This is a genomic window from Pedobacter nototheniae (assembly GCF_004335085.1).
Classification (GTDB): Bacteria; Bacteroidota; Bacteroidia; order Sphingobacteriales; family Sphingobacteriaceae; genus Pedobacter; species Pedobacter nototheniae.
Map to the genome: position 1 here is coordinate 130122 of NZ_RQRS01000001.1, position 14538 is coordinate 144659.

At 36.7% G+C, this 14538-nt stretch carries 16 protein-coding genes; 2 read left to right on the forward strand and 14 right to left on the reverse strand.

Translation table 11 applies throughout. From position 1 onward, the window contains the following. The 8 genes from EHC72_RS00570 to EHC72_RS00605 form a co-directional block, all read right to left on the reverse strand. Positions 1–1806: a structural protein gene (locus EHC72_RS00570; RefSeq protein ID WP_211660252.1), complete on the reverse strand. Its 1806-nt coding sequence runs from the start codon at positions 1804–1806 to the stop codon at positions 1–3. Positions 1807–1810: 4 nt separating this feature from the next. Beyond that, positions 1811–3238, reverse strand: coding sequence for a phage portal protein (locus EHC72_RS00575; protein ID WP_131535501.1), 1428 nt, complete (start codon positions 3236–3238; stop codon positions 1811–1813). 1 nt (position 3239) lies between these two features. Beyond that, entirely contained in the window at positions 3240–4802 is a 1563-nt protein-coding gene (locus tag EHC72_RS00580; protein ID WP_131535503.1) for a hypothetical protein, read from the reverse strand. A 3-nt stretch (positions 4803–4805) separates the two neighbouring features. Then, on the reverse strand, positions 4806–5384 hold the full coding sequence (locus tag EHC72_RS00585; RefSeq protein WP_131535505.1) for a hypothetical protein: 579 nt from the start codon (positions 5382–5384) through the stop codon (positions 4806–4808). Between the two features lies 1 nt (position 5385). Next, positions 5386–6039: a hypothetical protein gene (locus EHC72_RS00590; protein WP_131535507.1), complete on the reverse strand. Its 654-nt coding sequence runs from the start codon at positions 6037–6039 to the stop codon at positions 5386–5388. Between the two features lie 64 nt (positions 6040–6103). Next, positions 6104–6448: a type II toxin-antitoxin system PemK/MazF family toxin gene (locus EHC72_RS00595; RefSeq protein ID WP_131535508.1), complete on the reverse strand. Its 345-nt coding sequence runs from the start codon at positions 6446–6448 to the stop codon at positions 6104–6106. Beyond that, positions 6435–7040 carry a hypothetical protein gene (locus tag EHC72_RS00600; protein ID WP_131535509.1) on the reverse strand — a complete coding sequence of 202 codons (606 nt, stop codon included), beginning with the start codon at positions 7038–7040 and terminating at the stop codon, positions 6435–6437. The genes EHC72_RS00595 and EHC72_RS00600 overlap by 14 nt, the downstream gene beginning before the upstream one ends. A gap of 468 nt (positions 7041–7508) precedes the next feature. Then, a complete protein-coding gene (locus tag EHC72_RS00605; RefSeq protein ID WP_131535511.1) occupies positions 7509–8453 on the reverse strand; it encodes a coiled-coil domain-containing protein in 945 nt (314 codons plus the stop codon). A 78-nt stretch (positions 8454–8531) separates the two neighbouring features. Between EHC72_RS00605 and EHC72_RS00610 the strand changes: the two genes are divergently transcribed. Both EHC72_RS00610 and EHC72_RS00615 read left to right on the forward strand, forming a co-directional pair. Further along, positions 8532–9806 (forward strand): PIN-like domain-containing protein, encoded by a 1275-nt coding sequence (locus EHC72_RS00610; RefSeq protein WP_131535512.1) that lies wholly within the window; start codon positions 8532–8534, stop codon positions 9804–9806. A gap of 275 nt (positions 9807–10081) precedes the next feature. Beyond that, a complete protein-coding gene (locus EHC72_RS00615) occupies positions 10082–10798 on the forward strand; it encodes a hypothetical protein (RefSeq protein WP_131535514.1) in 717 nt (238 codons plus the stop codon). A 131-nt stretch (positions 10799–10929) separates the two neighbouring features. Here EHC72_RS00615 and EHC72_RS00620 read toward each other — a convergent pair whose 3' ends face one another. The 6 genes from EHC72_RS00620 to EHC72_RS00645 all read right to left on the reverse strand — a co-directional run bounded on the left by EHC72_RS00620 (position 10930) and on the right by EHC72_RS00645 (position 14492). After that, positions 10930–11313 (reverse strand): hypothetical protein, encoded by a 384-nt coding sequence (locus EHC72_RS00620; RefSeq protein WP_131535516.1) that lies wholly within the window; start codon positions 11311–11313, stop codon positions 10930–10932. Further along, complete coding sequence (locus EHC72_RS00625) at positions 11313–11585, reverse strand: hypothetical protein (RefSeq protein WP_131535517.1); 273 nt, start codon at positions 11583–11585, stop codon at positions 11313–11315. Before EHC72_RS00625 ends, EHC72_RS00620 begins: the two co-directional genes overlap by 1 nt. 504 nt (positions 11586–12089) lie before the next feature. After that, a complete protein-coding gene (locus EHC72_RS00630; RefSeq protein ID WP_131535519.1) occupies positions 12090–12485 on the reverse strand; it encodes a PDDEXK family nuclease in 396 nt (131 codons plus the stop codon). Next, entirely contained in the window at positions 12478–13299 is an 822-nt protein-coding gene (locus tag EHC72_RS00635; protein ID WP_131535521.1) for a hypothetical protein, read from the reverse strand. The genes EHC72_RS00630 and EHC72_RS00635 overlap by 8 nt, the downstream gene beginning before the upstream one ends. Beyond that, positions 13299–14177, reverse strand: coding sequence for a hypothetical protein (locus EHC72_RS00640; RefSeq protein WP_131535522.1), 879 nt, complete (start codon positions 14175–14177; stop codon positions 13299–13301). The genes EHC72_RS00635 and EHC72_RS00640 overlap by 1 nt, the downstream gene beginning before the upstream one ends. Positions 14178–14237: 60 nt before the next feature. Further along, positions 14238–14492: a helix-turn-helix domain-containing protein gene (locus EHC72_RS00645; RefSeq protein WP_131535524.1), complete on the reverse strand. Its 255-nt coding sequence runs from the start codon at positions 14490–14492 to the stop codon at positions 14238–14240. Between the last annotated feature and the right edge of the window lie 46 nt (positions 14493–14538).

Here is a 14538-nt window from a genome sequence, read left to right on the forward strand (position 1 = left end):
CTACTTTTTATGTTTCTCGAAAAACCTCATTAATTCAAATTGAATTGATCTATAATCCTTCATTAAGATTGGAGTAAGCTCTTCTAAGGCTGTCTTTTCTGAAATTCCATTTGCTTTTAGCCTTTTCCTAAAATCTTTTATCCAGTTGGTATAACCATAGCCCTTTTCTAAAATATTTTTTTTATTAACCGCTTTTCCACCCAGTGATTTAAGGAAATCGGTATAGGTATGTCTGGCAACAAATTGATTAACGGTTTCCATAGCTGCAGTTTGAGCCTCGCTGAGCTTTCTTGGTGGTGAAAGTGTTTTAGCGTGTAAAATTTCATGCCATAAAGCTTCTATTGAGTACTCCTGGTTAAATGTTAGATTAACTCCATTCTTTATATTTACTAATGCCTGTTTAAACTCGTTTGCCGGATTAAATCCGATGGTTAGGAATGTATTATTGCTAATGGTAATATCGGCTTTTCCTACCCATTCATTTGTTGAAGGCTTATAGCTGGCAGCATGCTGCATCATGAATGATCTAGAGTTTGTAAACTTAACAGATCCTAAGCCGGTTCTAAAGTTTTCCGGATTTTTTTGCGCGTATGCCAGCATGATACTTTCAATCTCCTTGTTTGTAGGCTGATCACCTTTAATAAAATTATTAAGATTGATAATATCGTCATCATCAATTTCTACAGCCTTACGTGGAGGTTTATCTTTTTTGGATTTAAAGTTTAAGCCCTTCTTAATATCCCCATCCTTAAAATTATCTTTTACCCAAAATGGGGTGTTTTTAACCTCTCTATCCTTATTGATATCTACCCATTCCTTAAAGCTATCCGGCACGTCATTAACGGAATTTTCGGAATTTCCTTTGGAATTATCGGAATTACCGGAAAATTTCGCCCTTTCTTCACGGTCGATTTCATCTTGAGTTTTTAATATGGATACAGCGTGGCAGCGGCATTGCGGATGCCATCCGACAAACTTAAATTCTTTAGGATATTTGCCAGCTAAGGCAGCACACAGTTTGCAATGGTTAGGATTATTGCTTAGCCTGATCTCAATTCCAACAACGAAGTCTAATTGATTCCAACGCTCGTAGTCAGCTGCTCTGTAGGCCATATTGGTTTCAGTTCTTGCAACACGAGCTGCATTCTTAAAAGAAGATCTGTAAACGCCTGTACCTGGATTATAAGCTTCCATTGCTTTAGATGGAACAAGGCCTCCACGCTTATTTCTAACTCTGCGAAATATATTTGAAGGCTGTTTTAAATGGGTTTTTAATAAATTGGCAATCTCAACGGCAGATTTACCTTCGCCAATACCAATATCTAAGGCAAGTTCTACCTCTGTTTTCTGATCATTGGCATAATTCCATATTCTTTCTGATAATCCTAATCGTTTTGGACCGTCCTTTCTATTTTGGAATGCTTTTAAAGCAATTATATTTTGATTAGCATATTTTTCAATATCGGCTTTTGACAATCTGCTTTTTCCGAGAACGGCCTTGACGACCTCATCATTCTTTAAAGCAGAGAACTTCCATTCATCTTTAATTCCTGATTGAACGGTTGCTAAAGTATTGCCATAAGTCACATTAATGATCTTATCCAGCTTCTCTTTCGTTTCAGGGTAATCTTTAAAACTGAAAAGCTTATCAAGGTTTACGTTTTTAATTGATGAGCCAAGCTTTGCATATTCGTCGAGTGCAGAACGAAATATAGCCTCAACCTTTTCAGCGTATTTTTCCATACGTGAAAGGTGCTGCTTTTCAAAACGAGCATCGTCAATGGTTATGAATTTACGCTTGGCCAATTAACTAATAACTTGTTTCAAAAACATTAGATTGAGAATCTGCTTTCTTCTCCTCAAGGATCTTATCATAATCATCTTCATTGCCGCCCCAGTTCTTAACTGATTCCAGTTGAGAAATGAAAGGTTTACCGCCATTGGCCACTTGGAGCACTTGTGCTGCTGAAAGATCATCGGCGATCATATAAGGAGTGATTGTTGGCTTAATCTTCATTTTGGAAGCTTTTTTAAAGCCATTGTTATTCATTTCAGAAGCGTAGGCTCTGATAATCTTGTATCTTCGCTGTAAGAAAGGGATAAAAATTTCTTCCTTATCCTTCACTTTTAAGTGAGCATCAAGGAACATCAACTTTAAAGCTATACCAGATAATGCACCAATGCCTTTTACGCTTTCAAAACTGATATCTGGCGTTTGAGTAATGGTATAAGCCATCTTGATAAGGTTATTCGCCTCGACCAAAAACGACTCTGGAGCATGATCCCATGATAAGTATTCAGCTTTTGCATCCTTTTCACCTTGAATTACTGTATTGCTTGATCCTTTGGAACCAAATGACAGTATCCGGCCATTAACGAAGATCTTTGGTGCCGAATGGTAATCGTTTGTATCGCCAAGATTTGAAAACATTTTTTCAAGACGATCGATGATGCTTTCAATATCCTCAGTCTCCATTTCATCCTGTCTAGCGTAAGCAATGGGAATCTTCTTGATTGGAATTTCCTCCCAATGGTCTTGAACCCACGCTCCATCCATAGATAGGCTCGATTGCTTCCATCTGATAAGCTCTTCACTTGTGTAGGTTTCGAAATAGACTGTTTCAAGGTTAGGTTTCTTTATCTTAAACTCCCTGCTGAACGCTACCATATCACCGTATTCATCGAAATAAGGATATAATACATCTCCTTGATCAGGACTAAATAACTTTGATTTAAGCTTTCTTGAAGTCTTGAATCCATATTCCTCATGCTCTTCGTGTTCTACCGTAAACCAATATTCTGCAGCTTCGGTAAATGAAAATACTTTACGAGCTACGTTTTTGTTTAGGAACTCTTCTTTGTTGTCATCAAGAATTTCTTCCAGACAAACCATGAGTGCTTTTTCTTCTTCGCTTTCAGCATTATAATCCAGAACTACCGGATTGCCAAACAGGAATGACACGGCTCGTTTGATGATCAGTTTTTGGAGAGCGAAACCAATTCGATTGACCTTTTCTATTTTTGGTTCCCCCTTACCAGTTATATTACCAGCAGCATCTTTTTCTGGATTAGGATAAATAATCTTGTCTTCTCTTTCGGTTGTACTGAATACCTTGTGACCTTTAACATTTAGTCTTTTTTCGAATAACTCAACCTTTGGTAGGGGATAAGGCCTCATTTTAAGATTAGCGATTATCGTGTCTATTTTCGCACCAGGTGCAATATCTTCAACTTTCATATTAAAAAACTCCTTCTAAGTCTTGTGGTGTATTATCAATTATTGGATAGAAAGTGTTTGCAAGTGCATCAAACTCATCTGTTGATTTGCCTAAACGCTTTTTGATGTCGTCTTTCGCTTCAATGATGATCGTTCCATTACTTTGAAACTTCCATTTTATTTCTGTTGCTTCCTCTGTTAAAGTGTTGCCAGGGGGAAGCATTGGATTCATTTTGTTTTTTGGATCAAGCCAGTCGCGAACAGCCCAGAATAACCATGCACGCATGTTTGCAAACTTGTATTGGCCAGTAATATCTGTTAGAAACTCACCAAACTTATCCTTGGCAGCTTCAGAGTATTTACAGCTATAAGCAATGTTTTCATAGCCCTGTTCCTCTAGTCGGGAATAAACTCCAGCTCCTTCGCCAATTGTGTCTATTTGAGCCGTTGAACCTGGATTGGAATCAAGAATGTTTTTTACTTTTCCAGCAATTTCCATGTGATTTGCTTTACCTCCAGAATTCGTTTTATAGAAATGGTCGACGAAGGAATCATACCTAGGGCAAAAAACAGAGCTGTCACGTCCCATACCCGCAACATCGACACCTAGCTTGAGCAATCCTTTATGAATTGCATTGTGGCCATTCTTTTCAACGTACTCAAGCCATCTATTTTGAGCAATTTCAATCCATTGTTCCGGAATTAAACTATCCTCGGATACTTTAGGAAACTTACCAAGTACTTTAATTCGGAAAATGTCTTCAGGTCGGTACCATTGTCCTTCAAACTCAAAGTCATCCTGAGTTTCGCTAATTTCATCAGGTCTAATTTTCGTACACCAGTTATCAAGCTTATCAGCTACCCATTCATAATCAACTTGCCCTGGGATAATGGGCTTTTTCTCGATAACGTTAGGTGCTGTAAGAGAATTTAAGCGGAATTTATTCCAACGATCACCTTTTTGTGATTTAGCAGCATAACCGATTGTGACATTCGGGTTGAATACTAATAAAATTCTTGAATTACCCTGAAGGTTACCCTCAATAGCTCCGAAAGTATCATCAGAAATACCTGATGCCTCAGTAATGGCAAACATTGTATTAACAGCATGAAAACCTGACCATGCTTCGTGGTTATGCTCATCAGCCTTGAAGCCTGTTAAAAACCATTCTTCATATTCTGTACGAACATCATAAGCATTTAATCTACCAGGCAGTTGAATGCCACGTTTTTTCGCCCGGTTATACAATCTAGATATCTCAGGCATCATGATGTTTTTAACCTGACGATCAGTAGGAGCAGTCAACGCTACTTTTGTATTGGCAATTAACTCACCTTTCTTGTTCCACATGGGCGTGAGGTTCATAAAGCAAACTGCCGCTACAGCTGTTACGAAATCTTTACCTCGTGCGGTGCCTGATGCTACGGTCGTTCGTGGATTGAACTGTACTGATGTCAAAATTGCTTGCTGATCTTTGTCCAGCGAGACGCCCAATGCTTCAGCGGCAAACTTATTCCAGTCTTCCGTCCAAAGTTTAACTGCTGATCTGGCATTATCCTCGAATTTAGATGCTTGCTTGGTCATTGGTTAATCTTCTAAAACGTTATTCTGTTGTAGGAAATCGTAAAAACCAACGTTTCCGCTTAATTCTTTCTTCTCCGGAGCATATAACCCTAAAAGTTTTCTTCGCTCTTGGCCTAACTTGGTTAGTTCCGCCTGGTACCTAGCATCTCCAAAGTTTATCTCATCCTTTTCGATCCTTTCAATGGCGGTCGTTGCTATCTTTTCAGAATCCACTATATTGCCGTTAGGCCCAACAGATTTTGCTTTACCGGCTATTCCTTTTTGTTTCTTACTTGTCGACTTATGGTCGATCTTAGACTTATCCCAGGCTTCCCACAATTCCACCTCTTGAGCATTGATCTTTTCAAGTTCTAATTGAACTGATAATTCAGTATTGTCAATCCTGGTACTTCTCCATTCATTCAGGAGAATATGAATATCTTTGTGTAGAGTGCTTTTTGAATAAGTAGCAAGTCCAAGACGTGACATAACCTGCTTACGCATCGCATCATATCCGTAGCCCTTCTTATATAGCTCCGAAACTACTACAAGCCGCGCCTCCCTTATTTGTGTAGCTGTTCTGTTTCCCTTAACATTACCCATCTTAATCCCTCAACTTTGCATCTGGAAATTCCTCCACTATATCGCTCACGCGCCTTTTCACTTCGTCATAGTTCGCAAGATCACCATCAAATTCAATTACTAATCTCACAACAGACTTCTTTTCCTTTTCTTCCGGCTCATCATCACCTCCATCTAAGCTGGTAAGGATCATTCCCCAATCTAAAAGATCGTCCTGATCCCATTCGTTTGCTAACAGATCATAATCATCGCTACCAAAACCAACATTATCCTTGATCATATATGCCTTAATTTGCTCAATTGTAGCTGACCTTGGGATAATCTTACAAGGAATGGTTTTAGTTGATCTTAACTCAGTAATTGCAGCAAGCCAGTCATTGAAGTTATCTTTTGATTGTTTCTCTTCAATAATCAAAGCAAATTCATCCTCAGACATTGATGAAGCCTCGACAACTGCTCTCAACCTCATATTCCCAGCTATAGCAACAAATTCATCTGCATACTCGACAACGAGGCATTCTCGAAGCTCCAACATTTCTGGATGGTCGATTATCGATCTTACAAGCTTGGCAAAACGTTCATCTCTAATGAACCTGGGATTTTTTGGAATGCCAGCGATCTGACCAGTGTTAGGCCAGATTTTTAGGGTAGGTATTGATTGCGTAACGATTTCCATATACGCAAAGATAATAATAAAACATATCTAAAGGATATGTTTATGTCTAAATAAAAAAGGCTTTTCAATTGCCTTTTTTATGTTGGTCAAGTAATTTTTCTATTTTGTCCATTAGACTCTCTGGGCACTCGCCTAGATAACTATATATATCCCATTTAGTTAATTCTGCTGTTTCCGCTATGGATATATAGGTAGGTTCCCATAATCCCATCTCATTATATTCTTCAGAGTCCTTTTCAATAAATATACACGGTCCATACTGTGATTTGTCTGTTTTTGTGCATTTGACAACAATATGATCGTCTATCGCGTCTTCTAAAAGCACCGCAGGGCGCTTTTTAGATTGATCAGGATCATCTTGATATGGAAAATAAACTAATAAAACATCCCCTCTCTTATACGCAGGCATTGTTTGGATAGAGAGTGTCGTAAATAGAATTGGACTCGCCTTTCCAATCAGATAAATCTACGTTTTTATATGATTGTTTTAATCGGTCAAATAAAACAGGATCCTTTGCTGGATCAATTCTTTCAGGATAGACAGCAAACGTCATCATGTCCCCCATAGATTTGATTTGATTTAGATATTCTAGGGCAGATTTAACAAAGAATCTAGTAAAAGGAAGATTTTTCTTTTCTAGTTTAGAAATAACTGGAAGAAGCTTGCTCTCTAATGTTTTTATTGACCTAACAACTTTAGCCTCTGTTTTCATCTTTTCTCGTTCTTCAGCTCTATTAAAATCAGCTTCAATTACTTTTAAAGCTTTTTTTAAGGCCAATGATTGAAAACGAATTGATACACCTAGGGAAAGTATATGAAAGGGTAACGTTACTGTAAGTCCTAATATTCCGAAATATTTTCTGATTGATTTCCTCGAAGATTGAAAATCTTCAAAAACCTGAGAGAATTCAGATAGTCGCTCGAATTGGTGGTTATGAGAAATGGTTGTCATATTATATTTTCTTCCTTCAACTGTAAGTAAATATAATTGGATAGCCAATTATATAGAGCATTAATTTAATTAGGTAGAAGCCAAAGTTATACCATTTTTGCAAATTATAATAGTAAAGATAATGTAGTAGTTGAACTGAGTCTTAAAGAATTTGGTATTGATAATATTAGAAATGCTAAAGATATAGAAGCGGATTTAAATTTTGTTTTGAACCAAAATTTAGGCGCTAAGTGGTACGATCTCAATTAAAGTAATGGAAGTAGTAGATAGTATTACTTTTGATAGCAGAAGTCATTTAAGGAACTTTATGAATGCTACAATCTAATAATTTCTGATTGCAATTAATTTTTAATGTGACATTGTTATGACATTAAGTCTGCCTAACAAAATGCTTTAAACAGCATTTTATGGCTGATTTACTAGACGGTTTACAAAAATTACTCTAAATATTATCAGTAATTTATCAACAAAATCTGGCAATATATGGTAGGTCATATTGTGAATGTAAGTTCATATTTAGGATAGAAAAGGTTCGTATGCAGCTAGGTATTTTCCAAGCGGAGTCATACGTTCGCGTCTGTCCATACTTGCTATACCCAATGCTTGCATGCGTGTTAATATCGACGAATTCATGCTTCCTCCATTTTCTTCAAAACTAATATACTTTTGGAAGTTTGCCCATTCGCCAGCATCTTTCAAGTCTTTCACTTTGTCTAAAATTGATATTGGAATAGGCATATCAGGTATTGAAGCTAGAACATTAGGGCTTAGTAACATTTTCAATAAGCTCTCAATTTGGTCGTTTGATATTTCTAGGGCATTCTTTTCCGATGCCAATATAGATTCGGTGATATCTAATTCAGTTTTTATTTGCTCATTGGAATCTCTTAAAGTTCTCGTTGTTGATCTTTCTGTTTGAAGGTTATTTTCTAGCTCGGCATTTGAATTTTGTAATGAAGCGATTTGATCCTGTTGGAAATTTATCGAATCATTCTTGGATTGTATTTGTTCGGACTGAGCATCGTAGTCTTTCGAAAATGACCTTACTAATTTCCTCTGATCCTCATATTTCTCACTATATTCATCTCTTTCTTTAACTACATCTTCATGAACACTTCTTTCGACAACCTTCTTGTTTATAACCTTTCCAGTTATCCAAGGCATAAATCTGAAGTCTATAGTTAGCGAGAGGGTTCTGGTAGCCATTACAATTCCATAGCCGATTAGCATAATAATAACGGCAGTTATAATGTCGTGGACGAGGGACCAACCACCAAATTCAGCATTAGCTATAAGCCGGAGCGTTGCAACCTTTTCTGTGCGTGTGCAATCTTTGTCGAAATTGAATAACGTGTACCAAAACTCCCAATGGTGAATAATTAGTATGACTGTTAATGTTCCAAAGAACGGACTGGTTAGTTTGTCCTTTATGTTTTGGAAGAAAGAATTTAAAAAGTCCATGAGTACGAAAATTTAGCTTGCAAAATACGACTTTACTTATCAAAGGCAAATCTTTATATTGCCAAAAATTAATCTCTCATGGCAAAATCAGAAAAAGAAAATTTGGAAATTCTATATCCAACCTTTGGTTCTAAACGATTTAAACAAACTTTAAAATCGCATAAAGAAGTTTTAGATAGATACTATGCAGGATTTGATGAAGCGAAATCACTAAAGGGTGATTATAAGATATTTTTAGATACCAATGTTATTTTGAGAATTTATAGTACATCCTTTAAGGCCCGTGGAAAACTGCTCCAATTTTTTAAGGATTATGGATCACGTATAGTTCTAACATCCCAAGTTCAATGGGAATTTGTAAAAAATAGAGAGAATGTAATTTCCCAATTCAATAACGAAGTAACCACCACTATACCGGATAATTTCAATAAGGATATAATTAATACGATAACAAGTTTTAGAAACAAAAATAAATCAAAACTTGTGGACTATCCAGATGTTGAGGTCAAACTTGAAAAACTGCAAAATGATGCTGCAGATCTTTTGAAGTTGATTTCTGAATCAATAAGTGTGAAAAACATTTCTACAAATGAGATTATGTATAATGATGATTTTATCACAGAATTCCAAGGAATGGAGTTATTGGAACCCCTTGAAGAAAAGTTCATCAAGGAAATAAAAGCTGAGTTTGACTTATTCCTAAATACTTTGGATAAAAATGACATCGAAAAGCAGATATTTAAAACCTTTCCTGGTTGTTATGAAAAAAAGGAGAAGCAAGATGATCCTTATGGTGATTATATAATATTTCATGAAATGATGAAATATGCGCTTGAAAAACAGAAAGATATAATTTTTATAACAGAAGATGTTACAAAAGGGGATTGGATGCAAGTTGGTAAAAGCCCACACATCCACTATGTCGAAAACTTTTATCTTAATACTAAAAAACTTCTATACATACTTGATGGTGAGCGGACATTTGATTTATTATTAGATATTAATTTCAAGTCTTTGATACAATATGACGCATCCATCAATAGTTTTACACCAATTAATAAACATACTTTACAACATTTTATTGACACATTTCCACCGTTTAATTCAGCTAAAAGCTATCCAGTAGGTGATCTTGAAGCAGAGGTAATCTATAATGGATTCGAAACAATCGAACAAATTAGAAATGTGTTAGCGATCATTTGGCATTATTACCCAGATATTGTATCACAATTATCAACATATAGCAAGGTAGCGTTATTTAGGGCATCCATGACTTTAGCCGATGATAGTTATGAAATTGGTAGCGAGTATGGTGGTTACAACAGGGAATCTTTCCCGGTGACTTTAGATTGATCGAGGTTTCGAATACCACCTGAGCCAGCAAATTTGTCTGACTGTTGGCCGATTTAAGTGTTATTTAAAAACGTTGTTGACGGATGATAATTATTTGTTAAGGTATAATAAGTCCGTTTCAAATCCGAATTCATTAACAATCTTGCGATCAATCATGCTCATCTCGGGATCGATTATGGAGATTATAATTTACCATTTTGAGTAATCACTGGATGTTAAGTATTCTAAAATTCAGATAAAAAAGTTTTTTATATTAGTCGAAATTATTGTCTAAAATGCAAAAAAAGCCTCAAGAGTTACTCAACGAAGAAGACCCAAGATATCATGCTATAGGAATCTTAGGAGCGGGAACAGCTTGTCTAGCTACATCAGAGTTTATCGATAAAAAAACAGTGCATTTCTGTTTACCCTCAAGTCCTGCACTGTTTTTGAATTTAGCTTATAAAGCTAAAATGGAACTTGAGGTTATAGATATGAAGCAATGTTTATTAGAATTAGCGGACGCAGGAAACTCACCCCCTAAAACACATAAAATACTATTTGATTTTCTTGAATTGATGCTGGCACAAGCAATCTTTTCATTTACGGCATTGGAATGCTTCGCTAATACATCAATTCCAAGTAATTATGTATTTAGAACCAAACGAGCCGATAAGAAGTTTATAGAAGAATATGACAGCGAACAGATAGAGCGTAATTTAACGCTGGATGTTAAATTTGATAAAATTTTGCCTAATATATTTGAAGTTAAAAGTCCTTCTGGCACAAAATTATGGGAAATCTATCAACAACTCAAAAAGTTACGCGATAGGTTAATACATTTAAAATCTAACGACATGTCTAAAACTGGCCCTGAGATAAAAACTATCTGGGGTGATTTAATCAGAAATCGCAACAGGGATTATGCTAAGCTTGCGTATGATTTGATAGGCTATTATTTGAAAGATAAGGATGGCATGAGATGGTTTAAAATGTCCCCTTATAATGGATAGACATTTTATTTAACTGGTTTTTATGCTTGCTTTTAAGGAAACCATATCTATGATTCCTGCATAAGGCACTTCCTTGTATATCTCGTGATCAGAAAAGAAGTCGATAAAATGCTGTGCTAGTTATGATTCTTTCATAAAAATACTTTTAAATCTTGTCCGGAAACTGAGAAAATAAAATTTTGCAACTGGTGTAAATACCTAAACTTATCACCGAAATAAATTCCCCCAAATTCGGAATAATTAATGCCTATTTGGATTCTGCAGGTGAGCGTTAATGCTGAAACTTTGATTTTATAGTTGGGGTAATCAGATGCTTCAAATCCAGCCTTCAATAGTATTTGTTCTGTAACTGAAATTCCATCTATTTGACTTTCATGGACGCCCCATTCGCTATTGTTTTTTGACCAAAGCAAGCAAATGTGCTTACCTATTTCGCAAACAGGCAAATCAAAAGTCCCATTTACATTTGTGTGCCGGACTATATTTCCGATTCTTAATTCGTTTGTCTTGATCATTAATACCTCCAATTCTTCTTGTTTTTTAATCCACCTTTGCGATTAATGCGATTAGTAAATTCAAAGGCGTGTTCAATCTCTATTTTTCCTAACTGATTCAGTTCAGAAACAATAATATCCTCTGGTGATATTTTTGTAGTTTCTTTGAAGGTATTTATTACTTTCTCTATCGATTCAACTTCTATTTCAAGGCCAGTTGCAGATTTTACCTTGGCTATTGCATCATGTATATGTGTTTCGTAATCCCCTATGATTAATATTTTCGTTTCCATGTTGTTATGATTTTGTTTATTAAAGAGTTGCTGCTCTTGTTATTTATGAATTATTTCTCTAAAGGTTAGTTAAATTAGGTAGGCCTGAATTCGTTCATTCGATCATAAATAATATGTGGATTTAAAACCGACTTAATGCGAATAAACTGAAGCATCAAATACAATTCTTTTGCCTCTGTCAGACTACATTTATGTTCACGGACAAGATCGTTGAAGTTGTGAAGCTTTTTTTTGTTGCTGTTCATAGCTTTTAGTTTTTGATATATTTTCCGCAACTCGGCCAGTTTACTTTGTGGTCTGTTGCCGGTCCGTTTGTGTCTTTTCTTAAATCGCATTTATAGTATCGTTTTCCATAAGATTTGCAATACAAATGCAAACATGTTTTACACCTAGTTCCTTCTGGCCCTTTCCCGTAAGCTCCAACACAAGGATTGATTTTTAGTGATCCAGATTTGTTCTTGCGATTTACTGCATTGACTGAAACATCATTTCCGAATAAGTCTTTCATATTTCGCTATTAAGAGATTTATTAGCAATTGTTTGTTTAATCAAATCAAGCGTTTCTTGCTTGTTTAGTTGCTCTGGAGTTCTTCTTATCACCGTCCAACCTAAAACGCTCGCTTGCGTGAGCTTTTCCATATCTCGTAAGATGTTTTGAGGACGGGAGTGAGCACCTCCACCTTTTAACCAGATACCACCATCTTTTTCGATGGCAATCTTATGTTCGAGAATGGCGTAATCAAATCGCCAACGTCGGGTAGGATGGAAGCGATGTTCTGTCACGATATCAAGCTTCAGATCTGATCTGACAAGAGCACAAAAGAAGTCTGGACCTCTCTTTTTTTTCTTCTTTGCAGCGAGGTTCGAGCCCTTAGCGTTCGTTTTCAGTGCTTTAGCCATTGTTTAGCCCCTCCATGAACACGTTCTTTTGTTTATCGATCATTTGGGTTAAATTAATGTCTTCCAGCACGATAGATTCGAAAAAGGCTTTTAGAGCCAGCTTTTTTGCCATGATGACAACCTGGTCTTTACAACCTCCCTCGGCAAGATGACTGATCATGTGGACGAGCTTATTGCGTGATTCTCTTTTGAACTCTTTGGTTTTTTTGGATTCAAGCTGCTTTTTAAGCTCAACTTTAGCCTCGGCAATGAAGTCATATTTCTCCTCGATCGAGAATTGAATAAGCTTAATTCCATCGAGAAACGAGTATGCAGGGAGTGAGATTAGATCATAATCTCCTTTGGCTTTGAAGGTCTCAAAGGCGTTTAGGGCATTTCCTTTGGCGGTTTTGAACTTGGTTTCGTTATCTGGCTCGTACTTGATTTCTGGCGCAGGAAGCGTTTTTCCGAGTTCTAATCGCTCTTTGCTCTCTAGGTATCCCTCGATAAACTGCTCACATGAAATCACGTTTAATCCGAAATATTCCCCGAATTTGCCTCGAATGCCACGAGCAAAAGCTTCGGGGATTTCGATTGCCCGGATGTTGTTGAGATTTTCCTTTTTGCGAATGTTGTTGGTAAGCTCATTTACGAAATAATTCAAATCCTGATCGGGAATTGGTTTGTGGTTTAAATCGGCCATAGACTTCGCAATGCCAATTTGAACCGCTTTGAAAATTGTCTGTTTTTCCTCTCGAATTGCTGGCAATTGGAGTAGGGGGTGGCTGTTTTGCTGAACGGCCAGTGTGCTGTTTGTTGTTGTGATTTGAGTCATTAGTCCTCCATCATTTTAATTTCTCCGACTTTCATTGCCGCATTGATTCCGCGATCGGTTTGCTGCCCGTTCGTGAATTTTTCTTTTTTTGCGGAACTTTTTTCTTTTTCCTCGTTTAACCGGAAGGTCCAGTTTTCTGCATTCCAGGCTCCATCTTCAAAACATTTTTTTTGATCGCCCAAAAATTTATAAAAACCGTGAGCGAATCCGCCAGAGAGTTCTTTGAAATCTTTGTAGGCGTCGAACTGTGTTCGGAAATAATTGAGCGTTCCAGAATTTTTTAAAGCAAAACAAAACTCATTTACGGTTCTGGCTTTATCAAAATTTTGCTGAACGGTGAACCCGAAAAAATTTAAAATTGAATCTTCGAGTTCATGGTCTCGGGAGGGTGTCGATTCCGTATTCCCTTCCCCTTCCTGTTCCCTTTCCCTTATTCCATTCCTTTCCCTTTCCCCTTCCTGTGATGCTAGCACGGTGTCGGCACTGTGCTTGTATGGTGCTTGGGTAAAAACAGGGTTAGGGATAGTGCTACGGGCTTCTTTGGTGTTTGGTTGTTGGTGCTTGACAAAGGAAAGAATTTTAATAAATGTGCTAGCACTGTTCTTGCACTGTGCTAGCATGGTGCTTTCACTGTTGGCGTTTTCAACTGAATATCTAAGAATAAATCCCGCATTTTGAAGGGCATTTAAGCCTTCATTAATGTCAAAATCATCATAAGGAAATATCTCGATTTTCAATCTTTTAGGACGATCTTCCAGCTTTCCTTCTCTGTCGGCCTGCGTCCATAATCCTATGAAGAGAAGTCTTACCATAGGAGATAACTCCGACAGATCCTCATGCTTAAAAAAGTCTGGTTTTATAGTTCTAATCCTTGCCATTTAATTTACAATTTTAATGTTTTTATGTAGTATATCCAAAAGATATGTTGGTGTTGTTTTTTAGCTTGCCTGTCGAAGGATAATTCCGTCTGGATAGTTAGCCTTAGAATCTAATGTTACGCGTTCCTGTAGCTCCTTTGGGATGATTCCTTCATAGTATTTCCTGATGTGTCTCTCTATAGTGTAAGAACCAATTGAATAAGCTTGGGCAATCGCATCTATTGACTGCCCGTTAGCGTACAACTCAAAGATCTTAGCCAGGTCATTTGGGTTAATCCGAAATGAACCTGAAAGAGAATAATATCCGTTTTTCATTTACTCAATTATTTACCATTCCTTAAAACTTTTTATTTTCCAATGG

What these genes read in the sequence shown, in the direction of transcription:
- EHC72_RS00580 (WP_131535503.1), bottom strand. Translation starts at nt 4,802, where the DNA reads ATGACCAAGCAAGCATCTAAATTCGAGGATAATGCCAGATCAGCAGTT.
- EHC72_RS00610 (WP_131535512.1), top strand. Translation starts at nt 8,532, where the DNA reads ATGGCAAAATCAGAAAAAGAAAATTTGGAAATTCTATATCCAACCTTT.
- EHC72_RS00605 (WP_131535511.1), bottom strand. Translation starts at nt 8,453, where the DNA reads ATGGACTTTTTAAATTCTTTCTTCCAAAACATAAAGGACAAACTAACC.
- EHC72_RS00620 (WP_131535516.1), bottom strand. Translation starts at nt 11,313, where the DNA reads ATGATCAAGACAAACGAATTAAGAATCGGAAATATAGTCCGGCACACA.
- EHC72_RS00645 (WP_131535524.1), bottom strand. Translation starts at nt 14,492, where the DNA reads ATGAAAAACGGATATTATTCTCTTTCAGGTTCATTTCGGATTAACCCA.
- EHC72_RS00635 (WP_131535521.1), bottom strand. Translation starts at nt 13,299, where the DNA reads ATGACTCAAATCACAACAACAAACAGCACACTGGCCGTTCAGCAAAAC.
- EHC72_RS00590 (WP_131535507.1), bottom strand. Translation starts at nt 6,039, where the DNA reads ATGGAAATCGTTACGCAATCAATACCTACCCTAAAAATCTGGCCTAAC.
- EHC72_RS00575 (WP_131535501.1), bottom strand. Translation starts at nt 3,238, where the DNA reads ATGAAAGTTGAAGATATTGCACCTGGTGCGAAAATAGACACGATAATC.
- EHC72_RS00625 (WP_131535517.1), bottom strand. Translation starts at nt 11,585, where the DNA reads ATGGAAACGAAAATATTAATCATAGGGGATTACGAAACACATATACAT.
- EHC72_RS00615 (WP_131535514.1), top strand. Translation starts at nt 10,082, where the DNA reads ATGCAAAAAAAGCCTCAAGAGTTACTCAACGAAGAAGACCCAAGATAT.
- EHC72_RS00595 (WP_131535508.1), bottom strand. Translation starts at nt 6,448, where the DNA reads ATGCCTGCGTATAAGAGAGGGGATGTTTTATTAGTTTATTTTCCATAT.
- EHC72_RS00630 (WP_131535519.1), bottom strand. Translation starts at nt 12,485, where the DNA reads ATGGCTAAAGCACTGAAAACGAACGCTAAGGGCTCGAACCTCGCTGCA.
- EHC72_RS00640 (WP_131535522.1), bottom strand. Translation starts at nt 14,177, where the DNA reads ATGGCAAGGATTAGAACTATAAAACCAGACTTTTTTAAGCATGAGGAT.
- EHC72_RS00585 (WP_131535505.1), bottom strand. Translation starts at nt 5,384, where the DNA reads ATGGGTAATGTTAAGGGAAACAGAACAGCTACACAAATAAGGGAGGCG.